This window comes from Streptomyces carminius (assembly GCF_002794255.1).
Lineage (GTDB): Bacteria > Actinomycetota > Actinomycetes > Streptomycetales > Streptomycetaceae > Streptomyces > Streptomyces carminius.
Genome location: NZ_PGGW01000040.1, coordinates 129,698 through 155,038 on the forward strand (window position 1 = coordinate 129,698; position 25,341 = coordinate 155,038).

General features: G+C 73.6%; 29 protein-coding genes and 1 pseudogene. 17 read left to right on the forward strand and 13 right to left on the reverse strand.

Annotation, left to right across the window (positions count from 1 at the left end):
- Window positions 1–470: 470 nt before the first annotated feature.
- Window positions 471–1,313: a sulfurtransferase gene (locus CUT44_RS12440; RefSeq protein WP_100202023.1), complete on the forward strand. Its 843-nt coding sequence runs from the start codon at window positions 471–473 to the stop codon at window positions 1,311–1,313.
- A 57-nt stretch (window positions 1,314–1,370) separates the two neighbouring features.
- Entirely contained in the window at window positions 1,371–1,658 is a 288-nt protein-coding gene (locus CUT44_RS12445) for a DUF1416 domain-containing protein (RefSeq protein WP_100202024.1), read from the forward strand.
- Window positions 1,659–1,776: 118 nt separating this feature from the next.
- Here the strand turns inward: CUT44_RS12445 and CUT44_RS12450 are convergent, their stop codons facing one another.
- The gene (locus CUT44_RS12450; protein WP_100202025.1) at window positions 1,777–2,166 is read right to left on the reverse strand and encodes a DsrE family protein; all 390 of its coding nucleotides are present in this window, start codon (window positions 2,164–2,166) and stop codon (window positions 1,777–1,779) included.
- A 119-nt stretch (window positions 2,167–2,285) separates the two neighbouring features.
- Between CUT44_RS12450 and CUT44_RS12455 the strand changes: the two genes are divergently transcribed.
- The 6 genes from CUT44_RS12455 to ygfZ all read left to right on the forward strand — a co-directional run bounded on the left by CUT44_RS12455 (window position 2,286) and on the right by ygfZ (window position 7,521).
- Window positions 2,286–3,152, forward strand: coding sequence for a hypothetical protein (locus tag CUT44_RS12455; protein ID WP_100202026.1), 867 nt, complete (start codon window positions 2,286–2,288; stop codon window positions 3,150–3,152).
- Complete coding sequence (locus CUT44_RS12460) at window positions 3,149–3,910, forward strand: hypothetical protein (protein WP_100202027.1); 762 nt, start codon at window positions 3,149–3,151, stop codon at window positions 3,908–3,910. The genes CUT44_RS12455 and CUT44_RS12460 overlap by 4 nt, the downstream gene beginning before the upstream one ends.
- Complete coding sequence (locus tag CUT44_RS12465) at window positions 3,907–4,890, forward strand: hypothetical protein (protein ID WP_100202028.1); 984 nt, start codon at window positions 3,907–3,909, stop codon at window positions 4,888–4,890. Before CUT44_RS12460 ends, CUT44_RS12465 begins: the two co-directional genes overlap by 4 nt.
- Window positions 4,891–5,395: 505 nt before the next feature.
- Window positions 5,396–5,959: an FABP family protein gene (locus CUT44_RS12475; RefSeq protein WP_100202030.1), complete on the forward strand. Its 564-nt coding sequence runs from the start codon at window positions 5,396–5,398 to the stop codon at window positions 5,957–5,959.
- A gap of 68 nt (window positions 5,960–6,027) precedes the next feature.
- Entirely contained in the window at window positions 6,028–6,540 is a 513-nt protein-coding gene (locus CUT44_RS12480) for a Fur family transcriptional regulator (RefSeq protein ID WP_233221370.1), read from the forward strand.
- A gap of 9 nt (window positions 6,541–6,549) precedes the next feature.
- Entirely contained in the window at window positions 6,550–7,521 is a 972-nt protein-coding gene (gene ygfZ, locus CUT44_RS12485) for a CAF17-like 4Fe-4S cluster assembly/insertion protein YgfZ (RefSeq protein WP_100202031.1), read from the forward strand.
- Window positions 7,522–7,549: 28 nt separating this feature from the next.
- Here ygfZ and CUT44_RS12490 read toward each other — a convergent pair whose 3' ends face one another.
- Window positions 7,550–8,023, reverse strand: coding sequence for a hypothetical protein (locus CUT44_RS12490; RefSeq protein ID WP_146252210.1), 474 nt, complete (start codon window positions 8,021–8,023; stop codon window positions 7,550–7,552).
- A gap of 68 nt (window positions 8,024–8,091) precedes the next feature.
- Between CUT44_RS12490 and CUT44_RS12495 the strand changes: the two genes are divergently transcribed.
- Complete coding sequence (locus CUT44_RS12495; RefSeq protein ID WP_100202033.1) at window positions 8,092–9,108, forward strand: helix-turn-helix transcriptional regulator; 1,017 nt, start codon at window positions 8,092–8,094, stop codon at window positions 9,106–9,108.
- An 83-nt stretch (window positions 9,109–9,191) separates the two neighbouring features.
- On the opposite strand, the gene CUT44_RS12500 is transcribed toward CUT44_RS12495, so the two are convergent.
- From CUT44_RS12500 to CUT44_RS12525, 6 genes are all read right to left on the reverse strand, one after another.
- Window positions 9,192–9,605, reverse strand: coding sequence for a hypothetical protein (locus CUT44_RS12500; protein WP_100202034.1), 414 nt, complete (start codon window positions 9,603–9,605; stop codon window positions 9,192–9,194).
- Window positions 9,602–10,261 (reverse strand): hypothetical protein, encoded by a 660-nt coding sequence (locus CUT44_RS12505; protein ID WP_100202035.1) that lies wholly within the window; start codon window positions 10,259–10,261, stop codon window positions 9,602–9,604. Before CUT44_RS12505 ends, CUT44_RS12500 begins: the two co-directional genes overlap by 4 nt.
- On the reverse strand, window positions 10,258–10,632 hold the full coding sequence (locus CUT44_RS12510) for a PadR family transcriptional regulator (RefSeq protein WP_100202036.1): 375 nt from the start codon (window positions 10,630–10,632) through the stop codon (window positions 10,258–10,260). The genes CUT44_RS12505 and CUT44_RS12510 overlap by 4 nt, the downstream gene beginning before the upstream one ends.
- 114 nt (window positions 10,633–10,746) lie before the next feature.
- Window positions 10,747–11,379, reverse strand: coding sequence for a serine/threonine-protein kinase (locus tag CUT44_RS12515; protein WP_100202037.1), 633 nt, complete (start codon window positions 11,377–11,379; stop codon window positions 10,747–10,749).
- 69 nt (window positions 11,380–11,448) lie between these two features.
- Entirely contained in the window at window positions 11,449–12,159 is a 711-nt protein-coding gene (locus CUT44_RS12520; protein ID WP_146252211.1) for a hypothetical protein, read from the reverse strand.
- A 493-nt stretch (window positions 12,160–12,652) separates the two neighbouring features.
- Window positions 12,653–13,972 (reverse strand): APC family permease, encoded by a 1,320-nt coding sequence (locus CUT44_RS12525; protein WP_199185689.1) that lies wholly within the window; start codon window positions 13,970–13,972, stop codon window positions 12,653–12,655.
- Between the two features lie 97 nt (window positions 13,973–14,069).
- Between CUT44_RS12525 and CUT44_RS12530 the strand changes: the two are divergent.
- Together CUT44_RS12530 and CUT44_RS12535 are read left to right on the forward strand one after the other, a co-directional pair.
- Window positions 14,070–15,032 (forward strand): annotated as a pseudogene (locus CUT44_RS12530) (helix-turn-helix domain-containing protein); the annotation flags it as partial.
- 330 nt (window positions 15,033–15,362) lie between these two features.
- Complete coding sequence (locus CUT44_RS12535) at window positions 15,363–15,929, forward strand: Uma2 family endonuclease (RefSeq protein ID WP_100202041.1); 567 nt, start codon at window positions 15,363–15,365, stop codon at window positions 15,927–15,929.
- Window positions 15,930–15,944: 15 nt separating this feature from the next.
- Here CUT44_RS12535 and CUT44_RS12540 read toward each other — a convergent pair whose 3' ends face one another.
- Window positions 15,945–16,652, reverse strand: coding sequence for an AAA family ATPase (locus CUT44_RS12540; RefSeq protein WP_100202042.1), 708 nt, complete (start codon window positions 16,650–16,652; stop codon window positions 15,945–15,947).
- 171 nt (window positions 16,653–16,823) lie between these two features.
- Between CUT44_RS12540 and CUT44_RS12545 the strand changes: the two genes are divergently transcribed.
- Window positions 16,824–17,045: a hypothetical protein gene (locus CUT44_RS12545; RefSeq protein ID WP_100202043.1), complete on the forward strand. Its 222-nt coding sequence runs from the start codon at window positions 16,824–16,826 to the stop codon at window positions 17,043–17,045.
- Window positions 17,046–17,434: 389 nt separating this feature from the next.
- Here the strand turns inward: CUT44_RS12545 and CUT44_RS12550 are convergent, their stop codons facing one another.
- Together CUT44_RS12550 and CUT44_RS12555 are read right to left on the reverse strand one after the other, a co-directional pair.
- Complete coding sequence (locus CUT44_RS12550; RefSeq protein ID WP_100202044.1) at window positions 17,435–17,650, reverse strand: DUF397 domain-containing protein; 216 nt, start codon at window positions 17,648–17,650, stop codon at window positions 17,435–17,437.
- Window positions 17,647–18,477 (reverse strand): helix-turn-helix domain-containing protein, encoded by an 831-nt coding sequence (locus CUT44_RS12555; RefSeq protein WP_100202045.1) that lies wholly within the window; start codon window positions 18,475–18,477, stop codon window positions 17,647–17,649. Before CUT44_RS12555 ends, CUT44_RS12550 begins: the two co-directional genes overlap by 4 nt.
- 222 nt (window positions 18,478–18,699) lie before the next feature.
- Here CUT44_RS12555 and CUT44_RS12560 point away from each other — a divergent pair, with 222 nt between their 5' ends.
- Both CUT44_RS12560 and CUT44_RS34510 read left to right on the forward strand, forming a co-directional pair.
- The gene (locus CUT44_RS12560; protein ID WP_100202046.1) at window positions 18,700–18,975 is read left to right on the forward strand and encodes a DUF7848 domain-containing protein; all 276 of its coding nucleotides are present in this window, start codon (window positions 18,700–18,702) and stop codon (window positions 18,973–18,975) included.
- A 325-nt stretch (window positions 18,976–19,300) separates the two neighbouring features.
- Window positions 19,301–19,435, forward strand: a complete 135-nt coding sequence (locus tag CUT44_RS34510) for a hypothetical protein (protein WP_269846177.1) — start codon at window positions 19,301–19,303, stop codon at window positions 19,433–19,435.
- Here CUT44_RS34510 and CUT44_RS12570 read toward each other — a convergent pair.
- Window positions 19,426–19,902 carry a hypothetical protein gene (locus tag CUT44_RS12570; protein WP_233221371.1) on the reverse strand — a complete coding sequence of 159 codons (477 nt, stop codon included), beginning with the start codon at window positions 19,900–19,902 and terminating at the stop codon, window positions 19,426–19,428. The two genes, CUT44_RS34510 and CUT44_RS12570, sit on opposite strands and share 10 nt — an antisense overlap.
- A gap of 177 nt (window positions 19,903–20,079) precedes the next feature.
- Between CUT44_RS12570 and CUT44_RS12575 the strand changes: the two genes are divergently transcribed.
- The 3 genes from CUT44_RS12575 to CUT44_RS12585 all read left to right on the forward strand — a co-directional run bounded on the left by CUT44_RS12575 (window position 20,080) and on the right by CUT44_RS12585 (window position 22,850).
- A complete protein-coding gene (locus CUT44_RS12575) occupies window positions 20,080–20,610 on the forward strand; it encodes a DUF6924 domain-containing protein (protein WP_100202047.1) in 531 nt (176 codons plus the stop codon).
- Between the two features lie 153 nt (window positions 20,611–20,763).
- On the forward strand, window positions 20,764–21,264 hold the full coding sequence (locus CUT44_RS12580) for a lamin tail domain-containing protein (protein ID WP_100202048.1): 501 nt from the start codon (window positions 20,764–20,766) through the stop codon (window positions 21,262–21,264).
- A gap of 179 nt (window positions 21,265–21,443) precedes the next feature.
- Entirely contained in the window at window positions 21,444–22,850 is a 1,407-nt protein-coding gene (locus CUT44_RS12585; RefSeq protein WP_100202049.1) for a TraB/GumN family protein, read from the forward strand.
- A 71-nt stretch (window positions 22,851–22,921) separates the two neighbouring features.
- Here the strand turns inward: CUT44_RS12585 and CUT44_RS12590 are convergent, their stop codons facing one another.
- Complete coding sequence (locus CUT44_RS12590) at window positions 22,922–25,336, reverse strand: ABC transporter permease (protein WP_100202050.1); 2,415 nt, start codon at window positions 25,334–25,336, stop codon at window positions 22,922–22,924.
- Window positions 25,337–25,341: the final 5 nt, after the last annotated feature.

Here is a 25,341-nt window from a genome sequence, read left to right on the forward strand (position 1 = left end):
CCGACCGCCGCCGTCCGGTGCCGTCCAGCAGTCGAGACGGCCGCGTCCGTACGACAGAAGACACCGCGGAGGCTTCGGCGGGGGCACCGCACAGGCGTACGGACCGGGCGCGGAGTTCGGCCGGAATCTCACCTGCCGGACGATCGCGTCTCGTGATACGGAACGACGGTGGCACTTCCGCCCTTCCGTCCCTACGATCGGGCCCATGACGCGACAGGCGGATCTCACCAAGCGACGGGCAGTCGACCTGTGCCGTGTCGCCGCCATGCTCTGTCGCACCGTCCTCTGACGGCTGATCCGGTGCCCCCGCCCGCGCCCGGCGCGCGGTCCGCGGCACGCACCGCACCGCTGTCCCGCCGCGCGCCCCGCGGCCACCGGCGCCGCACACACCCCGGACGCCCGCGAGCCGCACACGCCCGCCCGCACATCCACCGCTCATCCTTGAAGCACCCGCCCTCCGGAGGAGACACATGAGCCGCAGTGACGTCCTGGTGGACGCCGACTGGGTCGAGGCCCACATCGACGACCCCAAGGTGGTCATCGTCGAGGTCGACGAGGACACCTCGGCCTACGAGAAGAACCACATCAAGAACGCCGTCCGGATCGACTGGAAGACCGAGCTCCAGGACCCGGTGCGGCGCGACTTCGTCGACCAGGCGGGCTTCGAGAAGCTGCTGTCCGGGAAGGGCATCTCCAACGACGACACCGTCGTCCTCTACGGCGGCAACAACAACTGGTTCGCGGCCTACGCCTACTGGTACTTCAAGCTCTACGGCCACCAGGACGTGAAGCTCCTCGACGGCGGCCGCAAGAAGTGGGAGCTGGACGCCCGCGAGCTGGTCTCCGAGGTGCCCTCCCGCCCGGCGACCGAGTACAAGGCCAAGGAGCAGGACCTCTCCATCCGCGCCTTCCGCGACGAGGTCGTCGACGCGATCGGCAAGAAGAACCTGGTGGACGTCCGCTCCCCCGACGAGTTCAGCGGCAAGCTGCTCGCCCCGGCCCACCTGCCGCAGGAGCAGTCGCAGCGCCCCGGCCACATCCCGTCCTCGCGCAACATCCCGTGGTCGAAGAACGCCAACGACGACGGCACCTTCAAGTCCGACGAGGAGCTGAAGGCCCTCTACGAGGACGCGGGCATCGACCTCTCGCAGGACACCATCGCCCTGTGCCGCATCGGTGAGCGCTCCTCGCTCACCTGGTTCGTGCTCCGCGAGCTGCTGGGCCAGGAGAACGTCAAGAACTACGACGGCTCCTGGACCGAGTACGGCTCGCTGGTCGGCGTGCCGATCGAGCTCGGCCCCGGCGACAACTGAGCCGTCCGGCCGGTCCACTCCTCCACTCACCGATCTCACAGAGAAGAGACCGAAGACATGTGCGGAGCACAGCCCGGCGGGCCCGACGCCGCCACCATCAAGCCGGGTGAGACGACGATCCAGGGCCAGGTGACCCGCGGCGGCGAGCCCGTCACCGGGTACGTCCGCCTCCTGGACAGCACCGGCGAGTTCACGGCGGAGGTGCCGACCTCCGCCACCGGCCAGTTCCGCTTCTACGCCGCCGAGGGCACCTGGACGCTGCGCGCCCTGGTACCCGGCGCCACCGCGGACCGCACCGTCGTCGCCCAGCAGGGCGGCGTGGCGGAGGTCGCCATCACGGTGTGACCGCCGCGGCGGGAACGAACGGGCGAGGGCCGCGTCCCGGAGGTGTCCGACCTCCGGGACGCGGCCCTCGTGCCGCTCCGCCGTCCTGCCGTCCTGCCGTCCCAGTGGATTCAGTGGATCAGTAGACGAGCGCCCGCGCGTCCTCGCCCATGACCTCGCTGACGAAGACCTGCGCCCCGGCGATGCGGACGCCCTCGAGCACGTCCTTCTCCTCGATGCCGCGCCGCGCCGCGCACTGCGTGCACAGGGTGATCCGCCCGCCCGCCAGGATGCCCTCGATCAGCTCGGGCAGCGGCGCGGCGTGCGGCAGTTCGAACTCCGCCGCCCGCCCCGGCAGCGCGAACCACGCCGACTCCCCGGTCAGCCAGAGCGAGACCTCCACCCCGCTGGCCGCGGCCACCGCCGCCACCGTGAACGCCTGCGAGCAGCGCTCGGGGGCGTCCGCCCCGGCCGTCACCTTGATCACGAGCTTCTTCGGCGTACCCGCCGTACCTGCCACACCTGCCATGCCGCCACGGTAGTCCGTGGCCCGGCGGCCCGTGACGCGGGCCGGTTCGGAGCGGTGAGGTCCGCGCGTACCGGCCGCATACTGGTGCACCGAACCGACGGCGACACGAGGAGGCGCCCGTGCCGGTGTTCCCGCCGGAGGAGGGGACCGGGGTCCCGGAATCCGGCCCCCCGTCCCCGACCTCGCCCCCGCATCCGCATCCGTACCGACGCCGCGGGTCCGGCGGCCTCCCCGGCGGATTCCCCGGCGGGCTCGGCCCCCGTGCGCTCCTGCTGCTCGGCTGCGCCGCCCTGCTCGGCACCGTCGGCGGCGTCGCCACCGGCTACACCGTCCAGGCCGGCCGCGCCCCCACCCCGCTGCCGCCGCTCTCCCAGGCCGGACTGTCCCACCCCGACGAGCCGTCGGCCGAGGAGAGCGCGCCCGCGCCGCTCACCGCCGAGGAGGACCGGCGGGTACGGACGGAGGGCGATCTGCGCGAGCTGCTCCTGGACGCCCCCGGCGGCGCCCGGGACGCCGATCCGCCGTTCGCCGAGGACGGCTGGGCCTTCGTCCCCGGGTACGTCGCCGACCACGAGGATCCCGGGGACGCCCTCCAGGAACTGCTCGGCGCGGACATCCGCCGTATCGCGGTCACCTCCTGGGCGGAGGACGGCCACCGCACCGTGGACATCGCCCTGTTGCAGTTCCACGGCGTCCAGTGGCACTCGGCCCGCGCCTACGCCGCGCGCCTGCGGGCCCTGACGCGCGAGGCGGCGGACACGGGCGACGGCGGCAGCGGAGCCCTGCGGAACTCGGGCAACGGCCGCTACTACATCCTCGGCGTATCCGGCGAGCCCGTCCGGCCCCCGGGCCGGGAGCCCAGGTATCGGGCCCGGGCCGTCGCACAGCGCGGCGACCTCGTGCTGGACATCCGGATCCACGACACCCGGCCGGTCCGCGAACGGGACATCGCCTCACTGGCCGAGCGGCAGCTGGAGCGCCTGTGAGCACGGCGCGCACCGGCGGCGGTCCCGGCGGCGGTCCGCGCCGCCGGGCCGGCGTCCTGGCCGCCGCCGCAGTGCTCGGCGCGACGGGCGGCGCGCTGGCCTGCACCGCGCACCTGGTGGCGGACGCCGACCGCGCCGCCCCCGCCCGGATCTGGCACGGCCCGGACGAGGATCACCGGGCGGACGGCCCCGTGCCCCGTCCCGTCCCCGGACCGGGCAACTGGCTGATACAGCCCGAGCTCGTCGGCTTCGACCCGGGCCCGGACATCGCGGGCCGCCACCACACCCTCAGGGCGAGCGGCGGGGCGGCCCCGGACCTGATGGCGGAGAGCGCCGCGGGCCTGCCCGCCGGGGAGCGCCGCGCGTACCGCCGGCTCCTCGGGCGGCTGGACATCCGCGAGACGGAGGCGCGTTCGTACACCCTGCCGGGGGACAACCTCACCATCACGCTCCATCTCGCCCGGCTGGAGAGGGACGGGGCCGACCGGCAGATCGCCGCCTTCCGGTCCGCCCTGGCCGGGGCGTTCTCGGACTTCCCCGAGCACCCGTACACCGTCGGCACCGAGGACCCCGACTGCCGGCAGCCGCCCGCGGCCGGCAAAAGCGGTCTGCCGTCGCTGGTCTGCACGGCCCACCACGGCGACCTGCTGCTGTTCCTCCGGGCGGACGGCACCGGACCGTCCACGGCGCTGGTGGAGGCCGTCGGGCTGCTGGTGATCCAGCTCGAACGGCTGGGCCCCCCGGACGGTGACGCATGACGGGCTCCTCGATCGGCGAGCCCGAGTGGGTCCCGGACCCGGACGGGCCGCCCCGGCCGGATCCGTGGGCCGGACCCGCCGGCGGGGCGGGGCGGGACGCCGGCTTCCACGCGCCCGAGCTCCTCGACCCGGACGCGCCGCCGCCCCGCCGCCTCCCGCGACTGCCGGGGCTGCCGCGACTGCCGCGACTGCCGGAGACGCCCGTCCTCCCTCCCCGGCTGCGGCGGGCCGTCCGGCTCTGGGGCACGGTCGCCGCCGTCTTCGCCGTGTTCCTCGCCGGCACCGCGTACGGCATCCTGCGGCTGGAGCGCGGCGACGTACCGGGCCTGGCCACCGAGGACGACGGCCGCTGGGACTTCCCGGCGCTCGTCCTGCCCGCCCTCCCCTCCGGCTCGCCGCCCCCGTTCGCACCGGACAACCCGGCCCGGATCCACCACGCCGACCTGCGCGACCTGCTGCTCCCGGCCCCCGCGGGCACGGTGGAGGGGTCACCGGACCCGGACGGCGAGTGGATCACCGTCGAGGAGCACACCCGGATCCACTCGGCGGCGGCGGGCGAGGAGCTTCGGCGGCGGCTGCTGGACGACGCCGTCCGGCACATCACCGCGCGCGGCTGGACCATGCCGGACGGCACCCGCACCGACATCCGTCTGCTGCGGTTCAACACGGCGGCGATCGCGACCGCCTTCCACGCCGACCTGCTCACCGGCTCCCCCGCGCCGGGCACCGCCCTCCGCTGGGGACCGCGGCTGGCTCCCGACGACGGTTGGCCGTCCGACGCCGGGCCGGACGGGGTCGAGGTGGGCGTCCACACCGACGTCCGGCCGCGCGGCCGGACGACGCGCCTGGCGTACCTGCTGGCCGGGGACACCGTGGGCGTCGTCGTGCAGACCGCGAGGGGGGCCGGAGCCGGGAAACCGTCCCCGGCCGAGGTGCCCTTCCGGCAGACGGTGATCCTCCAGGCCCAGCTCCTGGGCTGAGGACTACCGGCCGCCGGGCGACGGCGGAAGGGGACGGGGAGGGGCGACCGTTCCGGACACTCTGGGGTTGCCCATGCCGGAGGCAAGGGGAACGATTTGCGGCCAATGAGCGGGCCACGACACGTGACACGGCAACGGCCGTAAATCGTACCGTCCGGAATGGTCGCCCCGGACCGGCCCCGACCCCAGCACGCGGCGGGGCGGCCCGCGGCGTACCTCACAGCGCCGCCCGCCGCCGTCCCACTAGACTCGGGCGGAGGGCCGCCCACCGGCCCACCCGCCCGTACGACGCCACCGAGGAGCCCTCCCGTGCTTGAGGCATTCTTCATCGCCCTGCTGATCCTGGCCTTCGCGGCCGTCACCGGGTTCATGGCGCTGACCGTGAAGAAGCTCTTCGAGGGCCAGCGCTGACGCACCGCCCGCCCGCACCGTCCGCACCGTCCCCGCCGTCCCCGCCGTCCGCACCGCCCACGCCGCCCGCCCCCGACAGATCGCCTGAGCAGCCATGATCGAGATTCCGTCCGACCTCCACCGGGACCTCGTCCCCCTCGCGTTCCTCCTGGGCGACTGGGCGGGCGCCGGGGTCGCCGACTTCCCCGGGCGCGAGCAGTGCAACTTCGGCCAGGAGGTCACCTTCTCCCACGACGGCCGGGACTTCCTGGAGTACGTCTCGCACAGCTGGGAGCTGGACGACAAGGGTGAGAAGGTCCGCCCGCTGGAGACCGAGAGCGGCTACTGGCGGATCGACTCCGAGCGCAGGGTCGAGGCCGTCATGATCCGCGACCGGGGCGTCGCCGAGGTCTGGTACGGCGAGCTGGCCGACCAGAAGCCCCAGATCGACCTGGCCACGGACGCCGTCGCCCGGCTCTCCTCCTCCGGCCCGTACACCGGCGGCAAGCGGCTGTACGGCTATGTCAAGGGCGACCTGATGTGGGTCGGCGAGATGGCCACCCCCGAGACGCCGCTGCGCCCGTACATGTCGGCCCATCTGAAGAAGGTCGTCGATCCCAGCGAGTGGGCCAGGGACCTCAAGGACCTCCCGGACGACGGGATCGCCTTCTTCCGCTGACGGCCCCCGGCGGTACCGGCCGCGCCGTCGGCCCCCGCCCCGGCGGCGCCCTCCTTACACTGGGCCGTGTGGTGAGCACCGACTGGCAGAGCGACCTCCGCAGACGCGGCTACCGGCTGACGCCGCAGCGCCAGCTCGTGCTGGAGGCCGTGGACAGGCTGGAGCACTCCACCCCGGACGACATCCTCGCCGAGGTGCGGCGCACCGCGGGCGGCGTGAACATCTCCACCGTCTACCGCACCCTGGAGCTGCTGGAGGAGCTGGGGCTGGTCAGCCACGCCCATCTGGGCCACGGCGCGCCCACGTACCACCTCGCCGACCGGCACGACCACATGCACCTGGTGTGCCGGGACTGCACGGAGGTGATCGAGGCCGACATCTCGCTGGCCGCCGAGTTCACCGGCCGGCTGCGGGAGCAGTTCGGCTTCGACACCGACATGAAGCACTTCGCGATCTTCGGCCGCTGCCGGGACTGCGCGGACAAGCGCGCGAACGGCGCGAACGGCGCGGGCGACGCGGGCGACGCGAACGGCGCGGACGGCGGCACCGGCGGGGGAAGCGCGGCCGACGAGGAGTCGTAGGCTGGTCACATGTCGTACAAGAGCCCCCTGCTGTCGCTGCCCGGCGCCGTCCCCGCCGAGGCGCCGGACGAAGGTGTCGCCGCGCACTACGGCGACCTCTTCCGCGAGCAGCGCACCCTCGCGGACGGCGGCGGCCTGGTGGACCTCTCGCACCGCGGGGTGGTCACCGTCACCGGCGAGGACCGGCTGAGCTGGCTGCACCTGCTGCTCACCCAGCACGTCAGCGAGTTGGAGCCCGGCCTCGCCACCGAGGCGCTGGTCCTCTCCGCGCACGGCCACGTCGAGCACGCCCTCTACCTCGTCGACGACGGCTCCACGGTGTGGGCGCACGTCGAACCGGGCACCCAGGGGGCGCTGATCGAGTACCTGGAGAGCATGAAGTTCTTCTACCGGGTCGAGGTCACCGACGCGACGGCCGAGTACGCGGTGGTCCACCTCCCGGCGGGCTCCATCGCCGAGCCGCCCGAGGGCACGGTCGTGCGCGAGACGCCGTACGGGCGGGACGTGTTCCTGCCGCGCGGCGAGCTGGAGCCCTTCGCGGCGGCGCACGGCCCGGCGGTCGGCGTACTGGCCCTGGAGGCGCTGCGCGTCGAGGCGCACCGGCCGCGGCTGGGCCTGGAGACCGACCACCGCACGATCCCGCACGAGGTGAGCTGGATCGGCAGCGCCGTCCATCTGGAGAAGGGCTGCTACCGGGGCCAGGAGACGGTGGCGCGCGTCCACAACCTGGGGAAGCCGCCGCGCCGCCTGGTCTTCCTGCACCTGGACGGCTCCGAGGTGCACCTGCCCGGCCCCGGCACCCCCGTCCGGCTGGCGAAGGACGGTGAGGAGGGCCGGCAGCTCGGTTTCGTCACCACCTCGGCCCGCCACCACGAGCTGGGCCCGATCGCGCTGGCCCTGGTGAAGCGGAACGTGCCGGTGGACGCCGAACTGCTCGCGGGCGACACGGCGGCGGCCCAGGAGACCGTGGTCGAGCCGTGACGGCTCCCGCGGGCCGCGCGGGCCGCGGTCACCCGCGGCCCGCGGGAGGCGCCGCCCGCCGCAGCGCGGCGTACTGGAGCGCGGCGAAGACCCCCACCGGGACGGTCTGGGCCGCGGTCCACACGGCCCCGGCCGCGGTCAGGTCCAGCACTCCGGCTCCGAAGACATCGAAGGCGAGCACGGCCGCGCTGAGCGCGATCCAGCCCGCCCCGCAGGCGACCACCCACCGCACCGTGCCCGGCGCGGCCTCCGGCGGCCGGGCCGCCAGGGCGACCGCGGCGCCGAGCACCAGCAGCACGGCGCCGACCAGGGCGACCGTCCCCGTAGCCGGTCCCAGCACCCGGCCCAGCGGGGCCGCGCCGGCCAGATAACCGGCCCCGACGACGGCCATGCCCGTCCCGTCCAGCAGGAGCAGACGGCGTGCCCCCGGCACCCGGCCACCGCCGCGCCGCGCACCCCCACCGGACGCCTTCTCCCTCTTCTCCCCGCGCTCACTTCGCATGGGACGACCCTGGCCGCATAACCTGACAACCACCGTCATGTTTCCGGGAGTCCGGGAGGATCCACACGGTGAAGTCCGACCGGCTGCTCTCGATCCTCCTGCTGCTCCAGACCAGGAACCGCATCCCGGCCGCCGAACTGGCCGAGCGGCTGGAGGTCTCGGTACGCACCGTCTACCGGGACGTCGAGTCGCTGTCGGCGGCCGGGGTCCCGGTGTACGCCGAGCGCGGCCGGTACGGCGGCATCGCCCTGCTCCCCGGCTTCCGCACGGATGTCACCGGCCTCACGGGCGACGAGGCGCGGGCCCTGTTCGTCCTGGCGGCGGGCAGGACGCACGCGGCGCTGGGGCTGGCGGGGGCGCTGGGCTCCGCACTGCGCAAGCTGCTGGTCGCGCTGCCCGCGCCGCACCGCCCGGCGGCCGAACTGACCAGCCGCCGCGTCCTGGTGGACCCCGACCGCTGGCTGGCGGGCCCGGCTCTCACGGCGGCCCCGGAGGCGCCGGACCCGGCGGAGCTGCACGGCGCGGTCCTCACCGACCGGCGGCTGCGCGTCCGCTACCGGCACGGCGGCCGGGCCGCTCCGCGCACGTACACGGTCGATCCCTACGGGCTGGTCGCCAAGGCGGGCGTCTGGTACCTGGTCGCCGACCACCGGCGGCACGGGCGGCTGTTCCGCGCCGACCGGCTGTCGGAGGTCACGGTCACCGGCGCGCCGGTGCGGCGCCGCGCGGGCGTGGAACTGGCCGAGGTGTGGGACCGGTTGCGGCGAGAGGTGGAGGAGCGGCCCGGCGATGTGCGGGTCACGGCGCGGGTGCGGCGCGAGCGGCTGGACATGGTGGCCCGCATCGTGGGGCCCTGCCTGGTGTCGGCGGCCTTGACGGAGGACGGTGCGGACGGCGGGGACAGCGGGGACGGTGCGGACGGCGACGGAGGCTGGGTGCCGGCCGAGTTCGCCTATCCCGTGCTCGGCGCGGTCCGCCAGCTGCTCCAGTTCGGCACGGACGTGGAGGTACTGGGGCCGTCCGAGGCCCGTGCGGAGCTGGCCCGCGCCGCGGCCGGCGTCCACGCCCTGTACCGCGGCCGCTGAGCACCGGCGCGTACGTGCCGGGCCCGGGACGGCGGTTCCCCCGCCGCCGTCCCGGGCGCCCACCGCCGCTGCCGCCGCCCCCGTTATCCCGCCCGCGCCTCGCGCCGCCTGCGGAGGACGTAGGCGCCCAGTTCCCCGGCGCACCACACGACGATGAAGGCGGTCATCCCGATCTGCCACCACACCCCGGCGGCTATCGCGCCCACCAGCCAACTGGCGCCGACGACGCCCATGATCAGCGCCTGCACCTCACGGCGCATCCACCACGGCTCCCGGGCGCCCTTCTCCTCGTCCGCCAGCCGGAGCGCGTACAGCGGCGCCGGGCCGAACTCCTCCTCGGGGGTGCCGCCGCTCTCGGCGAGGTGCCGCCCGGCCTCGCGGGTGAGTTCGGCGGCACGGTCCCGGGTGATGCCGTGGCGCTGCCGGAGGAGGTCGGTGAGCTCGCGCAGCCACTTGTCGGCGGCGGGGTCGGCGGGCTTGCCGGTCGAGGTGTTCATGAGGCCCCGTTCTGGTCGTGGATCGAGTCGTGGTCGTGGATCGAGTCGTGGTCGTGGTCGCGGGTGGAGTCGTGGTCCGGTGCGCCGTCGGGCAGCAGCGACCAGGCGAGCAGCAGGATGATCCCGGTCAGGCAGACGGCGAAGGACGGCATCCCGAACAGGTCGTCCTCGGGCAGCCTGTCGGTGGCCGTTCCCGCGAGGACCACCGCGAGGACCGCACCGCCCCACCACCACCGGCGGGCGACGCGGGAGGCGGCCACGGCGGCGAACACACAGAGCACCACGGCCGCGACGAGGACCGTCCCGGCCAGGGCGGGCGCCGTGACCGTGATCGTGCTGCCGGGCTCGAGCCACAGCATCACGCCGAGCACCGTCAGCAGGAGCCCGACCCCGGCCAGTCCGCCCCGCCGGTAGTCGGCCGGGGTCATCCCCGCCCGGTCCCGTCCGGCGCGCACCCGCTCGGGGACGCGTTCGACGGCGACGGTACGGGCGAACTCCTCCGGTGTGCCGAACTCCTCGCGCGGGTGCTCGCCGCTGAGCGCGCAGTGCTGCTCGACCTCGCCGAGCGCGGTGTCGGCGGTCTCCCGGTCCACCGCGTGCGCGGCCATGGCGAGCCGGGCCCGTGCGGTCCATTTCCGGTGTGTGTCCGTGGTCATCGTTCCTCCCGTACCTGTCCCGCCTGCTGTTCCGCCTCTTCCGACTGCTCCAGGAGGCCGTCCATGGCGGCGGAGAAATCCCGCCAGCGGGTGCGTTCCTCCTCCAGCCGGAGGCGTCCGGTACCGGTCAGCCGGTAGACCTTCCGGCCCGGGCCGCCCTCCCCCGCCTCCCAGCGGGCCATGACCAGGCCGTCCTGCTCCATGCGGCCCAGCACCGGGTAGAGCGCGCCACCCCGGATCTTGCCGAAGCCCAGCTCCCCGAGCCGCTGCACCAGCGCGTAGCCGTGGTGGTCGGCCTCGGCCAGCACCGCCGCCAGGACCAGCGGCAGCGTTCCGCGCAGCCAGCTCGTGGAGGGGTCCGTCGTCGGCATTTCTACTCCCCCCTTCGCTCTAGTTCACCATAGCGACTAGTTCGCTTTTAGACTAGAGGCATCCGGAGCGGCGGGCCAGCCGGGTCAGCCGGGTCAGGCGGCGGGTCAGGCGGGTCAGCCGCCGGACAGGGTGACCTGCCGGACGGGCAGCCCGGCCACGGAATCCGGGCACGGCTCGCCGTCCTCGTCCCCGGCAGCCACGGCACGTTCCACCACGGCGTACCCGAAGCCGCCGGTCTCCCCCCGGTGCGCCAGGGCGGCACGGACCCGTACGGCGTCCCGGCGGCCGGGACGCCCCACCACGACGCCCACGGCCTCGGTCCCGTCCGCGGTGATCTCCAGCAGCTCGACCGGCGTGGGCGTGTAGGCGTACCAGGCGTCGCTGGTGCTGCCGAGCTCGTCCAGCAGCCAGGCGTACGCGAGCAGCGGCGGCGCGTCGCGGCCGGGCGCCCAGTGGATCCGGTCGTGGTTCCCGGGCGGGGGCGCCACCGGGCCCCGGGCGCCCAGTGCCGCCAGCAGTGCCGGTACGCCCGCCTCGGGGTCCGGGGCGACGGTGGCGGCGGTGCCGTCGGGCCAGGCCGCCTCGACCAGCGGGCGGGGCCCGGCCAGTGCGACACGGCGCACCACCAGCCCCAGCGCCGCGCTCCCCCGCTGGACGGCCGCCAGGTCCTTCACCAGCGGCGCCCACCACTCGGCTGCGGGCCACCGCCGGGCCGGACGGGTCGGACGGGTGGGCCGTGCGCTCATCGGGCTCCCTCCACGGTCACGCCGGTGGGCCGGCCGGCGCCGGACGCCGGCCGGCCCACCGGACACGGGTCAGATGTTGACGGCGTCCCGCACCCAGTCCGGGCAGCGGCCCGTCACGCCCTCACAGAAGGCGGTGACGGCCCCGAACGCCTTGCCGTCGTCCAGCGTGCGGTAGTCCAGCCCGGCGCGCACCGTCATGACCTCGGTGACCCGGCAGCGGCGGAAGATCCACCACCCGCTGCACTCCACGTGCAGCACCTCGGTGCGGTAGTTCCACGTCGTGCCGCCGATGTTCTCCTTGCCCTCCGGACCGGGGCGCGGATACATCGTGGTGGCCTTGACGGCGTCGAGGCTGAGATTGTGCTTCTGGTCGATCTTCCGCATCCCGAAGCCGCTGTTGCCGCCGTCCCACCAGCCCTTGCGCATGACGGCGTTCCAGCCGTCCCGGTCCTGCCACTCGCCCTCGATGTCGTTGCGGTCGGCCGGCGGGGCCTGGAGCGGCGCCGCCGCGGACTCCTCCGCGCCGACCCGCTCACTCGCGGCGAGCCGCTCCACGGTCTCCCGCGGAATCCGGTGGTCGGTCAGCTCGCCGAGCTCGAACGGGCGGTCGCGAGGGATGCCCGCGCCGGTGTCGAAGACGGCGAACGTCACCTCACCGCGGGCGCCCGCCCCGTCCGGGGCCGCCGCCTGCGCCCCGGCGGGCACCGCCGTCACCACGGTGCTCAGCGCCGCCCCCAGGGCGACGGCCACCGCTGCCACACGTCTGCGTAGGGATCTCATGCCTCTGCTCTCCCGATTCGGGTGGTCCCGACAGCCCGCGCGGCGAGGCCGCACGAACCGCTTGGCGGTGCGGGACGCTAGCGCCGACCAGTCACCACAGAACAGACCCACCGGAACAAACAGGACACACCCCGCCGCAAGCCACCCACCACCCGACTCCGGCGACCGGAACACCTCATACCAGTCCAGAAAGGCGCATCGCCCTCCCGACCGACCGCCGGGCCACCCCGCGACACTTCACGAAGTCGGCTTGTTCTCTACCCCCACACTCTGCGGCGTTCATCGTTTTAGCTGTTCAGAGCACTTTCCAGCGAAGCGCCACGGAAGGTTTCCAGCCCCGCGCCGCCCACTCGGCCCCACCTGCCCGTTCCGGAACGCTCACTCCGAGGCCCGGCAAGCGGCGAGCCTTTCACGGACATTCCGGAACGCCCCCTTCCAGGCACACCCCGGGCGGGGGTCCGCGACCGCGGTCCTGGCCATTCCGACGAGAGGCTTACCGGTCTCCGGCCATCGGTGTCCCGGCCCTGGTCCTGGTCCTCGTCCACCGGTAGAGCAGGGCCACCACCGCGACGAGTACCGGGACGAGGATGTAGGCGGCGGCGAACGGGGCGATCACGATGGTGAGCACCAGTGCGGTCATGGCGTGGACGCGGGTCTTGCCCGTGAGCAGGCGGACACCGGCCGCCATCCCCACGAGGTAGGTCACCAGCACGAGTGAGGCCGGGATGCCGACGATGTCCTCGGTCCCCCAGTCGCCGGCGAAGCCGACCAGCAGGCCGGCCGCGCCGATCCCGCCCACGGTCAGCACACCGGCCACCGGGACTCCGTTCGCGCCACGCCGGCCCAGGGGGGACGGGAGCCAGCCGTCACGGCCGAGCGCGTATCCGAGCCGGGAGACGGAGGCGATGAAAGCGTTCGTGGTGCCCAGGCTGATCACGGTGGCGAGGACGGCGGCGGCGACAGTGGCGCTGAAGCCCAGACCGGTGCCCAGCACCTCACCGACCGCGATCCGGTCCAGCGCGGCGTTGCCGTAAGTCGCCGTCCCGACGACCGCGAAGGAGATCCCCGCGTACAGGACGAGGACCACCACGACCGTCGTCACCGTCGCGCGGGTCATGTCGCGCCGCACGTCGCGGAACTCGCCCGCGAGATGAGCCACCGCTTCCCAGCCGGCGAAAGCGAAGAACAGTACGACGGCGGCCTGGGCGATGCCGGAGACTCCGTGCGGGGCGAACGAGGTGAACGCGTCGGCGGTCACGTGCGGGAGTGCGGTGACAGTCGCTGCCAGGAGGAGGAGCGCGACGCCGCCGGCCAGAGCGAGTTGCACACGTCCGCTCAGACGCATTCCCACGAGGTTCGCCGCCACGGCCAGGGCCAGGATCACGGCCGCGATCAGGTAGGCGGAGGACTGGTCCGTACCCAGGGCCGTCGCGACGTAGTAGCCACCGGTCAACGGCACGACCGTCTGCCCGATCGACCCGGCGACGAAGTAGAACCAGCCGGCCAGCCCGCCCGCCGTCGGGCCGAAGGCCCGCGTGGCGTAGGTGGCGATCCCGCCGGCGTCCGGGTACCGCGTGGCAAGAGCCGCGAACGTCATCGCCAGCGGCAGACCGAGCAACCCCATGAAGAGCCAGGCCACCAGGGACGCCGGGCCCGCCATCGAAGCCGTCTGCCCGGGAAGGACCAGAACGCCCGCACCCAGCACGGCTCCGACGTACAGCGCCACCGCCTGCCCGTAACCGATGGTGCCCCGCGGCGGCGGCATCTCCCGTTCCTGCCCCGCCGTGCCGTACGTCCGGCCAGTGGTACTCACCCTCATACTCCTTCCGGACCGCGGAGCCGGGAGCCCCCGGCAGCAGGCATCAGCCTCGGCCTTCCGCCGCCGGCACACCAGTGGCAAGCTTGCCGATATGCGCGCGGATCTTGCCGCCCATCGTGTTGCGGTCGCCGTCACCGAGGGAGCACCCGTCTTCGAACTGGCCGTGCCCTGTGAGGTCTTCGGCATCAACCGGCCCGACCTCGCCGACCCCTGGTACGAACTGCAGATCTGCGCCGTCCGACCGGGCACCCGGGTCGCGCACGGCTTCATCGCGCAGGAAGCACACGATCTCGACCGTCTCGTCCAGGCGGACACCGTGGTGATCCCCAGCTGCGCCGAAACACACCGACCGCCCCCGGAACTGGCCGACGCCGTCCGCGCCGCACACGCCGCCGGAGCCCGGATCGCCGCCATCTGCTCCGGCGCCTTCGTCCTGGCGGCCGCCGGTCTGCTCGACGGCCGACGCGCCACCACGCACTGGATGCACGCCGCAGAGCTGGCCCACCGCTATCCGAAGGTGCACGTCGATCCGAAAGTGCTGTACATCGAGGACGGCGGCGTCTACACCTCAGCCGGCACCGCCGCCGGCATCGACCTCTGTCTTGAACTGGTCCGGGCCGATCACGGAACCACCGTCGTCAACGCCCTGGCCCGCCGGCTCGTCACACCACCCCACCGCGAAGGAGGCCAGTCCCAGTACGTCGACGTGCCCGCCGTCGCCCGCGACGACACCCGGCTTGCCCCCTTGCTGGAGTGGGCCCGCTCCCGGCTCGACCGGCCCCTCACCCTCGACGACCTCGCACGCCACGCCAATCTCAGCAGACGCACACTGGCCCGCCGCTTCGAGGAAACCGTCAGGATGCCACCGCTGCGCTGGCTCCAGCAGGAACGCATCCGCTACGCCCAGCACCTGCTGGAAGGGACTCCCCTCTCCATCGAACACGTGGCGGCCCACAGCGGACTGGGCAGCGCGGCGAACCTGCGACGGCACTTCACACGGCACGTCGGCCTGTCCCCCGTGGCCTACCGCCGCGCCTTCCAGGGCGGACCGGCCCACGGCGACGACCGTGCAGGGTCGGATCCGGTGGCGGACGCCGGAGACTTCCCCCAGACGGTGCCTGTGCACAGCACACCGACGATCCCGGCCGGTAGTCCCCGGACAGCTCCACGGCCGACAGAAGCCTGCTTGCACTGCCGGGACTCAGGCCGTGAGCCGCCCACCCCGCCGACGACCGAGGCGGGACACAGGGAGACAACACGATGCGCTGCTTGCTTGTCTACGATGAGTAGTCGAGAAACCTGATCCGGGCAGCTCACCGAGGAGACACCCGGCCCTCCGCCGGGCCACACTGGGAGGACCGCCCGGAAGGAGGTGAAAGGAACCGTGAGTGTCGCCTACAGCCATGGCGGGCCGTGGACCGTGGACGAGGTCCTGGCCCTGCCCGAGGACACCTCGCAGCGCGTCGAGCTGGTCGGGGGTGCGCTGATGATGAGTCCCGCTCCCGGGCTGGGGCACCAGCGCGCCTCGCACCGGCTGCACGTCCTGCTGGAGCAGGCCGCCGAAGCCGTCGGCGCCGACGTGGAGGTGTTCGAGGCGATCAACGTCGTCGTTCCCGACGGGCTGCTCATCCCGGACCTGGCCGTGGTCGACGCGGCGGCCACCGAGGAAGCGGGCGTCGCCGTCTCCGCCCACGACGTCCTCACCGTGGTGGAGATCGCCTCCCCCTCCACCCGGATCGCCGATCGCAAGCTCAAACCGTCGCTGTACGCGGCGGCGGGCATCGAGCACTACTGGCGCGTCGAGCTGGAGCCCGCACCACGGCTGATCGTCGGCCGACTGCGGCACGGCACCTACACCGAGCAGCCGCCCCACCTGGCGGGCGCCGTCGCCCACCTCGACGAGCCGTTCCCCGTCACCTTCGACCCCGCCCGCCTGACCGCCCGCCGGTAGCCCGCTCCGGCCGCCTCAGTCGAGGATGTGCCGCAGATACGCGCCCGGGTTCTCTAGGTAGCGGCGCCAGTGGTCGACCAGGGCGAGTTCGCGCCAGGCCACCCGGCGCATGCCGTGCTCGCCGACCTCGACTATGTCCGCGCCCGGCAGCGCGGTCAGCAGCGGGGAGTGGGTGGCGCAGACGACCTGGCCGCCGTTCCTCGTCAACTGGTCGAGGTGGCCGAGCAGTTCGAGGCAGGAGGAGAACGACAGGGCCGCCTCCGGCTCGTCCATCACATACAGCCCCGGGGCGAGGAACTTCTCCCGGAAGGCCGCGAGGAAGCCCTCGCCGTGGCTGACCGCTTCCGGAGCGAAGCCCTCCCGGTCCAGCGCGTTCATCGCCGTCTCCGCACGCAGGAAGAACCCCTTGCGGGCGGCCCAGCTCCCCAGCATGCGCCGCCCGCCCGGCGCCGCGTCGAAGCGGACCGACTGGCCCAGCACCGACTTGCCCCGGGAGCTCGCGTAGCGCCAGTCGTGCGAGCCGCCCCAGGGGTCCAGCCCGAAGCCCTCCGCCAGCGCCTCGACCAGTGTCGACTTGCCCGAGCCGTTCTCGCCGACGAGGAAGGTCACCGGCGCGGTGAAGCACAACCCGTTCCCCAGGAGCTCGCGGACACAGGGAACGGACCAGGGCCAGCGCCGCTCGTCGTACGAGGCCACATGTGCGTATGCGCGTTCGACGATCACGTGCTGAGTCTCACACGGGCCACCGACAGCGGAGGCGGCACCGGAGAATGGCGGTGGCCTCGGCAAACGTGTCCCGTCCTGGTGGGAGTGCCCGCACGGTGCCGAAAGAGTGGCCAAGAGGAAACCGTACGCCCGGGCGCACACCGGATCGGCGGGTGCATACTGGCATCAATGACAAAGCCAGCCGCAGCCCGGCGCCACTTGCCCACCAGCCCCTTCAAGGCCCCGGTCGTACCACCCCCCAAGCACTTCGCCGTGGGAGACCGGGTCACACACGACACGTACGGCCTCGGCCGGGTCACCGGCGTCGATGACGGCGTCGCGGTCCTCGTCGACTTCGGTGCCCGTCAGGGTTGGATCCAGAGCCCGTACTCCAAACTGGCCCATCTCTGAGCCCCCACTCGTCACCTACGCTCGGCGCACCCCTCCGAAAGGGATTTCCCATCGACACGCCTTCTCTGTTCTCCGCGCCCGAACCGGCGCCCACACCCCCCACAACAGAGGCACGGCCTCCGGCGAGGAATCCCTTCCAGGCTCCCGACTTCGCGGACGTCACGCTCGTGGACGCCGATTCGGAGGACTCCGACTCGGAGCACCCCGGCCACGACGACCGGGAGCGGCCGAGCGAGTCCTCCGCACGGTCCGGCGCACCGTCGGCACGGCCCCGGCAGGCTCGCGCGCGCCGGAAGCCCCGGCGCCGCTGAGCGGCACGGCGGACGGCCCTCGCCGGACGGCGAGGGCCGTCGACGTATGCCGGGGGCCGGATCGTCCGGCCCGACGGCTCAGGCGGTGAGCCGCCCGCCCCGGACGGCGGTCACGAACGACGCCCAGGCGTCCGGTCCGAAGACGAGCGCCGGACCCTGCGGTTCCTTGCTGTCCCGCACCGGGACGGCACCGGGGAGCCCGTCGGCCACCTCGACGCAGTTGCCCCCGTCCTGGTTGCTGTAGCTGGACTTGCGCCACTGCACTGCGGTTATCCCCTGCTGGGATGCGGTCATGGAAGCTCCTCCAGGAGTTGGAGTACGAACTCCGCTGATTCACGCGGAGGCAGAGCATGATCACGCAGCCGGTCGAAGTCGACCGTAAGCCGTTCGACTTTGGCTGCCTCCTCGATCAGTTCCCCGCTGTACCCGCTCTCCACCCAGGCGACCGTCCGGCCGTCCAGAAGACGCAGAAGTGCCGTGTCCGTGTTGGCCAGTTCGCAGGGACCGGCCGAGAACGGGAGAACCTGGATCATCACGTTCTCCTGTCTCGTCATCTCCTCCAAGTGCTTCAACTGGCCACGCCACTCCTCGGCATCCGGAAGCGGCCGGCGCAGCACGGCTTCATCGAGGATCGCGCGGAAGTAGGCCGGTTCCTTGCGGATCAGCGCGTCCTTGCGGCTCATCCGCGCATCCGTCTGCTGGTCCAACTCCGCGCTCGGCGGCAGGCCGCCCAGCCGGAACATGTGACGGGCGTACGCCTCGGTCTGGAGCAAACCGGGCATGAGGCTGGGTGAGTACTGCTGGATACCCACGGCCTCGGCCTCCAGGGCCATGAAGCGGCGATAGCGCTCACGGAACTGGGTGGTGTCGGCGACCGCCAGCTCCCACAGGACCAGCAGCATCCCCCGCGTCCCGTAGTACTGGTCGAGGGCCTGGACGACGTCGGGGCTGCTGACCGTGTGGCCGCTCTCCATCTTGGAGAACAGCGACCAGTCCCAGCCCAGCGCCTCACCGAGCTTGCGCAGGCTGAGTTTCCGCTCGGTGCGCAGCAGCCGGATCTCCTCCGCGAACCGCCGGCGCGGCTCCTGGCTGCGCCCGGTGACGACCCTTCTCGGCGGCAAGGCGACCTCCCTCCGTTGTAGGTGTGGAAACGGCCCCGCAGGCCGGTGCCACCGGCTCCGAGCAGGGATTTCCGGGCTCCGTTCCGGGTCATGCTCGTAACCGGACAGGCACCCACGGTAGTAGTCACATCACATCTTGTGCAGGGAAATCCCGGATGGAGCACCACATATGGTTACGGAACGGCGGGCCGTTGACGGAGAGAAGGCCGGGGAGGCCGCGCGGTGACCCGGCGCGTGTTCCGGTATGTGCCGTTCACCGTGGGCCAGGACGAGACCGCCGAGCCGGAGTACGCGTCCCGCTGCGTCTCCGGGGACGAGGCGGAGTGCGGTGCGGCGTCCGGTACGCACCACCACCCCGGGCCCGTCGAGGAGTGGCAGCGCAGGCACGTCCAGGAGACCGGGCACCGGCGGTACCGCCGGACCTTCGCGGACTACGCAGTCTTCCGGACCGCCGAGGACTGGACCGAGGGCGGAACCGGGGACGGGGGTACGGCATGACGTTCGCCCCGGCCGTCGAGCGCCCGTGGCGCGACGGATGGCCGCTCCCCGCGCAGCCGGGCGACGCCAACAGGTGGGTGAGAGGGTCCTGTTGGCTGTACTGCCGACGCGCGGACGTACGCGTACTGTGGGTCGGATCCGTACATGTTCCCGGTGCCATCGGGGATCTGTACGCGTGCGGCGCCTGCATCGCGGAACTCGACCACATGGTCCGCGCCCAGTCCCACACCCGGGACGCGCCCGCCGACCGCCCGCGGCCCGGCCGTCACCGGCTGCCCCGCCGCAGGCTGTACCGCTTCCCGCCCCCCACCCGGAGAGCCGCCCGATGACCGACACCGAAGCCGAGCCGGAGACGCCGATCGAGACCAGCGCCGGGACCGAGGCGTGCGAACACCCGGAGACCGAGCAGCGCGAGGGCAAGACCCACTGTCGCGCCTGCGCCCGCCAGCTCTACCTCTGAGGCGCGGCCGCCGTGGGCGCCGGAGCTGCCGGGCCCGTGGCGGCGAGGATGCCGCAGGCGACGGCGGTCAGGCCGAGGAGGGCCACGGCCGGGTTGACGTACCCCGGGACGACGGGGGCGTCGTACGCGCCGCCGCCGGTGAGCCCGCACTCGAAGCGGAGCGGTACGTAGCTCACGCGGTAGCCGTCGACGTGGGACGCGGCCTGTGCGTCGGCGGTGTGGCACGGCCGGAGCGGGGAGGAGTCGGTTCCGCCGTCCTCCGCCTCCGCCACCGCGCCCGCCAGGTGAAGCAGTCCCCACACGTACAGGGTCACGGCGCCCACGCCGGCGAGGAGGGCCGCCGCGCGCAGCCGCTCCCGGCGGGAGTGCCGCCTGGCTCCGCGTATCCCCCTGAGCCCGCGCACCACGAGGAACACGGTGGCGATCACTCCGGTCAGCAGGGCGGCGAGCAGCACGAGGAACTGCACAAGGCGTCCTTGGCGGTTGGCGGGACGGGGCCGGGCCCCGCCAACCTACCCGGGCTCGCCCGGTGCCGGCCCGTCACACGGCAGTGCGGCTGAACCTGCTCTCCGGCCGGGGCGTCCTCCCTGGTGATCGCCGTGGCCGCGGGCCGCGGACACCGTCACGCTCCGGAGGATTCCCCCATGAACCTGCTGCCCTTCGACGACGAGAGCACCCTGCTGGTGCGGACGGACTTCTCCGACCAGAGTGCGTGGGAGGCCCTCAGGAGAGCATGTCAGGAGGGGCTGGACGATGTGACCCGGATGTGCTTCGTGGACGACCCCGCCCATGAGGGCGCCACCGTCGAGCAGTTGCTGGAACTGGTCAGCGAGGAGGAGACGTTCGTCCTCGTCGCCGACCACGTCGCCCTGTCGCAGGACGACGCCCCGCTCCTCGCCGTCGACACCTTCCAGGACTCCGAGGACGAGGATGACGAAGGGGAGGAAGAGGAGGAAGAGGAGGCGTGGGAAGGGTACGGGCAGGCCCTCCGGGTCGGCCTGACCGGGCTCCGCAGTGTCGTGGTCAACCTCTCCCTCGCCAACACGGACTTCGAGGAGTTCGCCGAGAGCGCCGACGCGGACGGTGTCTTCCGCGGCATCGACTCCCCCTTCGACGACGGGAAGGACCAGGAACTGCTGGAGAGCTTCCGGGCGTACCGGCGGGGCGAGGGATAGGGGCGGCACCCAGCGGCCGGCGCCCCGCCGGGTGCCGCGACGGGGCGCCGGTGAACGGGCGGTGAACCAATGTTGTTCACCGTGCAACCATCACGGGGTGTCGTGAGTCATGTACCCGCAGCACCAGTTCGAGATCCTGTGGGGGGATTCACCGTGCGCAAGCGCTCCGTCATAGCCGTCACCTCCGCCGCCACCGTCGGCGTGCTGGGCTTCCTGGTCGCTCCGCCGGCCCAGGCCGCCGAGTACACCTCGGCGCTGAAGGTCCGCGGTGTCCAGTACGACGCGCCCGGCCGGGACAGCAACAGCTGCTCCTCCGGCAACACGTACCAGGAGTACCTGACGGTCAAGAACTACTCCCGGACGAAGACCGTGAACCTCCGGGGCCACCTCGTCAAGGACGCCGCCGGGAACCGCTTCGCCTTCCGGGCGAACCACTACCTCCAGCCCGGCGACCACGTCAGGCTGCGCGGCGGCCACGGCACCGACTCCGACGCGAAGAACGTCGTCTACCGCGACAACTGCAACTTCCTGTGGAACAACGACCGCGACACCGTCTACCTGGTCAAGCCGACCGGCAGCCGCGCGGACACCCACTCGTACACCAGGAGCGGCTCCGACCGCGACGGCAACGGGTACATCACCTTCCACGGCTGAGCCGTACGCGTCCGCGTGTCCCCGCGGCCGGTTCCCTTCCCCCTCCCGGGCGGGACGGAGACCGGGCGCGGGAAGGACGCGCCGGGCAGGGGCGTTGCGCCATCAGGTGCCCGTACGGCCGTTCCACCGGGCCGGGCGGTGGCTTCCACTGGCTGGACGGCCCTGCGGAGGAGGCGCGCATGCGTGCACATCGGTCCCGGCACGAGAGCGAGGACGAGCGGCGGCGCCGGACCGCCGAGGCGGCCGCACGGCAGACGCCCGCCTCCGGCGGCGGGACCGCCGCCGACGCCGTGCTGGCGCTCCAGAGCCAGGCCGGGAACGCGGCGGTGTCGCGGATGGTGGCAGAGCAGCGGAACGAGCACGGGGCCGGCCACGGTCAGGAGGCTCCCGTCCAGCGTTCGGCGGCGGCCTCCGGCGGCCCGCCCGTGGTCCAGCGCATGGACGAGGACGAGGAGCTGGTCCGGAATCCGCCGGGGCCCTCCACCCGGGTGCGCGGGCCCCGCAGGAGCCACAAGGACGGCCGTACGCCCAACAAGCTGACCGCCGCCGAGTGGAACTCCCTGCCGGCGGAGGTCCGGAACAACACCACCAAGGAGCGTCTGGAGATCGACGAGGACCCGCAGACCCTCCAGGAACAGAACCCGGCACTGCACTACACACTGGGCGGCCTCAGTCGGCTGACCCCGGGTGTGCCGTGGGCGGCGGGCCGCTCCGGCGTGGTGGAGGGCCTCGGGCGCAACGACCCGGGCACGGCCGGCTACTGGGCCGGGCAGGACGCCCGCGACCAGCAGATGGGGCAGGCCGCACGGGCCACCCGCGACGCTTACACGGAGACCCCGGAGGACCGCGGCCGGCGCCACGCGGACGTGGACGCGAAGCTGGCCGGTTCCCAGGACGCGATGGGCGACCTGCGCACGCTGCTGGCGGACTACGAGGGCGTGGCCATCGGCGTGGCCAGCCACAGCGGGGCGGAGATCTGGAAGTTCCTCACCACCAACATGGCGGAGATCAAGGCCGCCGGGGTGAACACCGTCTACCTGGAGAGCATCCGGGAGGACAGCTACCAGGCCCATGTCGACGCGTTCCTGGGCGGCGGGCCGATGCCCCCGGAACTCCAGGCCTTCGTCACCCGCTACGACGGCAGCATGAGCCTCGGCGCGAACGGGCTGGGGTCGCTGCTGACGGCCGCCAAGGCGCAGGGCATGCGGGTCAAGGGGCTGGACGGCCGCCCGGCCCGGCGGCCGGCCACGGCCATTCCCGCGAACACCCTGTTCCAGCGCGCCGCCACCATGAACACCTACGCCGACCAGGTCGTCACCAGGGACCGCCGCCGCTCCTCGGCGGAGGGCCGCTACCTCATGGAGGTGGGGAGCTCCCACACCGGCATGCACCCGGGGCCGGAGGAGGACATGCAGGTGTACGGCACGGATTTCCGGCAGGGGGAGGAGTTCCCCGGCGTGGACGACCTGCGGGGAATCCCGGCGGTCGAGTACCGCAAGGAGAAGAGGCGGAAGGAGACGCCGGGGGAGGAAGGGGGAGAGGAGGAGGCCGTGGAGCGCTTCCGGCGGCTGCCGGGGAACTCCTGACCGCAGGCCGGTTCCGGTTCCGGCCCCGGTTGTGGTCCCCGTCCCGCCCCGGCCCGGACGGCCGGACACCCTCAGAGCGTCTCGCTGAGGGTGTCCGCGATGCGGCGGCGGGCCAGGCGGGCGGCGGGGAGGACGGAGACGGCGACCGCGCCCAGTACGGCCGCCACCGCCACCAGGGCCAGGGCGCCCGGGTGCGGGGGCGCGGCGATGCCCGCGCCGACGCCGCCGGCCCGGCCCTGGGCGTCGATCAGCCAGTTCGCGGCGGGGACGCCCACCGCCGTGCCGAGCAGGGCGGCGGCCAGGGCGGTGAAGCCGGTGGACGCCACGACCACGCCCGCTATCTGGCGGTGCGTCAGGCCGACGGCCTTGAGGGCCAGCAGATCGCGGCGGCGGTCGCGGACCCGGGCGCCGATGACGGTGGACAGTTCGGCGAGGCCGATCAGGGCGAGCACCAGCACCAGGCCGAGGACGACGCCGCGTACGGCGGAGAGGCCGTCGGCGGGGTTGGCGACCTGGCGGGCCTCCAGCCGCCCGCCGGAGGCGGCCGTCAGCTCGGCGCCGACCTCGGCCGCGTCGGCGCCGTCGCGCAGCACGAGCTGGTGGAAGCCGGGTCCGGCGGTGCCGTTCTCGCGGAGGTTGTCCAGGGAGGTGGCGATGATCCGGCCGCCGTCGTCGGGCTCGATGCTGCGGCCGGTGATGTGGAGGATCTGCGGGCGGCCCTGGACCGTCATCCGCACCCAGTCGCCGACGCGTACGTCCAGCAGGTCCAGCAGGCCCTGTCCGGCGACCGCCTCGTCCGGGCCGTGCGGGGCGCGGCCCTCGGCGAGGGCGAACGGGTAGGGGGCGGCGTCGGTGCCCAGGCCGCGCAGGGTGATGGTGCCGGTCTGGCCGGGGACCAGGGCCTCGACCTCCGCGCCGGGGTGGACGGCGGTGACGGCGGGGTGGCCGGTCAGCAGCTCGCGCAGTTCGGGGGCGAGGGCGGCGCCGGGGTCGGCGGAGGCGCCGGGACCGGTGCGGGCGTCGGGGGTGCCGGGGGTGGTGTCGCGCACGGTGAGCGCGGCGGGCAGGCCGACCTCCCCGGGGTGGCTCTCGAAGCGGTCCAGGGTGGCCCAGGTGCCCAGCGCGATGGTGACCATCAGCAGCGGTACGGCCAGCCGCCCCACGTCGGCCAGGAAGCGGGCCCGGCCGGCGAAGGCGCCGCGCCAGCCCAGCACCAGGGCGGTCGGCAGCCGGCGGACGCCCAGCAGGCGCCGCTCCACGGCGGTGAGCGCGCCCAGGCCGCGCGGCGCGGCCGTACGCGCCACCGGCACCGGCGGTACCCGGCCCGCGCGCCAGGCGGCGAGTGAGGTGACGGCGGCGATGAACAGCACCGCGGCGCCGGTGGTGCGCAGCACCGTCCAGGTGTGGCCGGGCAGTTGCCGCCACACCCGGACGGCCTCCCCGATGCGGCCGGGCACGTACGGGCCCAGCAGCTCGGTGACGGCCGCGCCGCAGGCGACGCCGAGCAGGGCGAAGCCCAGGTGCTGGACGAGGAAGGCCCGCACCACCTGGGCGGGGGTGAAGCCGACGGCCTTGAGCACGGAGATGTCCCGGAGCTGGCCCCGGACGCGGGCGGAGATCGCCGCGGCGACCGCCAGCGCGGCGGCGAGCAGCGCCCCGAGTCCGAACAGGCCGAGCAGCAGGCCGAGGAGCCGGTTGTCGCTCTCGGCGTCGGCGCGGGCCTGCTGCCAGCGGGTCACCTGGGTGATCTGGTCGGCGCCGAGCAGGGTGACCGCCCGCTGGACGGTGTAGTCGGTGTCGCCGGGGTCGGCCAGCCGGAGTCCGACGGTCTGGCCGGTGCGGTCGGGTGCGGGCGCGAGGGCGCGCAGGGCGCGGGGGGAGAGCCAGCCGGTGCCGGGGGTCTCGCCGGGGGTGTAGCGGGGTTCGGCGGTGTCGGCGACGCCCACCACGCGCAGGGTGTGCGGCGCGGTGCCGGTGCCACCACCACTGCCGGTGCCGGTGCCGGTGCCGGTGCCGGTGCCGGTGCCGCGGACGGTGAGCGTGTCGCCGGTCTCCGCCCACAGGGCCCGGGCCAGGGAGGACTCCAGGACGATCTCGTCGGGTGCGGTGGCGCGCGTCCAGCGGCCCGAGGTGAGCCGCGGGCGGCTGACCTCCGGGGGATGGGGGCCGGTGGCCCGCAGTTCGGCGCCCGCCCGGGCGCCGCCCAGTCCGACGGTGGCGCGGACGGTGCGGAAGGGTCCGGAGACGCCCTCGACGCCGTCCAGGCCGGTGAGCTTCCCCGTCTCGGCGCCGGCCCTGGTGTGGAGCCACACATGGGCGCCCTCGGACTGGGTGAAGATCCGCTGCCAGGGGTCGGCGGCGTAGGAGAACAGCGCCCCGGCGAGCAGCAGCGAGGCGGTGATCCCGACGGTGGCCAGGACGGTGAACAGCGTCTCGCCGCGGTGTGCCCGCAGGTCGGCGTGGGCCCAGCGCAGGGTGGCGCGCATGCGTC

Excerpts from the sequence above, each read along its gene's own strand:
- CUT44_RS12515 (WP_100202037.1), bottom strand. The coding sequence starts at position 11,379 with ATGAGCGCACGGCCCACCCGTCCGACCCGTCCGGCCCGGCGGTGGCCC.
- CUT44_RS12440 (WP_100202023.1), top strand. The coding sequence starts at position 471 with ATGAGCCGCAGTGACGTCCTGGTGGACGCCGACTGGGTCGAGGCCCAC.
- CUT44_RS12585 (WP_100202049.1), top strand. The coding sequence starts at position 21,444 with ATGCGTGCACATCGGTCCCGGCACGAGAGCGAGGACGAGCGGCGGCGC.
- CUT44_RS12510 (WP_100202036.1), bottom strand. The coding sequence starts at position 10,632 with ATGCCGACGACGGACCCCTCCACGAGCTGGCTGCGCGGAACGCTGCCG.
- CUT44_RS12505 (WP_100202035.1), bottom strand. The coding sequence starts at position 10,261 with ATGACCACGGACACACACCGGAAATGGACCGCACGGGCCCGGCTCGCC.
- CUT44_RS34510 (WP_269846177.1), top strand. The coding sequence starts at position 19,301 with ATGACCGACACCGAAGCCGAGCCGGAGACGCCGATCGAGACCAGCGCC.
- CUT44_RS12490 (WP_146252210.1), bottom strand. The coding sequence starts at position 8,023 with ATGCGAAGTGAGCGCGGGGAGAAGAGGGAGAAGGCGTCCGGTGGGGGT.
- CUT44_RS12465 (WP_100202028.1), top strand. The coding sequence starts at position 3,907 with ATGACGGGCTCCTCGATCGGCGAGCCCGAGTGGGTCCCGGACCCGGAC.
- CUT44_RS12520 (WP_146252211.1), bottom strand. The coding sequence starts at position 12,159 with ATGAGATCCCTACGCAGACGTGTGGCAGCGGTGGCCGTCGCCCTGGGG.
- CUT44_RS12575 (WP_100202047.1), top strand. The coding sequence starts at position 20,080 with ATGAACCTGCTGCCCTTCGACGACGAGAGCACCCTGCTGGTGCGGACG.
- CUT44_RS12590 (WP_100202050.1), bottom strand. The coding sequence starts at position 25,336 with ATGCGCGCCACCCTGCGCTGGGCCCACGCCGACCTGCGGGCACACCGC.
- CUT44_RS12545 (WP_100202043.1), top strand. The coding sequence starts at position 16,824 with ATGACAAAGCCAGCCGCAGCCCGGCGCCACTTGCCCACCAGCCCCTTC.
- ygfZ (WP_100202031.1), top strand. The coding sequence starts at position 6,550 with ATGTCGTACAAGAGCCCCCTGCTGTCGCTGCCCGGCGCCGTCCCCGCC.
- CUT44_RS12550 (WP_100202044.1), bottom strand. The coding sequence starts at position 17,650 with ATGACCGCATCCCAGCAGGGGATAACCGCAGTGCAGTGGCGCAAGTCC.
- CUT44_RS12450 (WP_100202025.1), bottom strand. The coding sequence starts at position 2,166 with ATGGCAGGTGTGGCAGGTACGGCGGGTACGCCGAAGAAGCTCGTGATC.
- CUT44_RS12500 (WP_100202034.1), bottom strand. The coding sequence starts at position 9,605 with ATGAACACCTCGACCGGCAAGCCCGCCGACCCCGCCGCCGACAAGTGG.
- CUT44_RS12475 (WP_100202030.1), top strand. The coding sequence starts at position 5,396 with ATGATCGAGATTCCGTCCGACCTCCACCGGGACCTCGTCCCCCTCGCG.
- CUT44_RS12445 (WP_100202024.1), top strand. The coding sequence starts at position 1,371 with ATGTGCGGAGCACAGCCCGGCGGGCCCGACGCCGCCACCATCAAGCCG.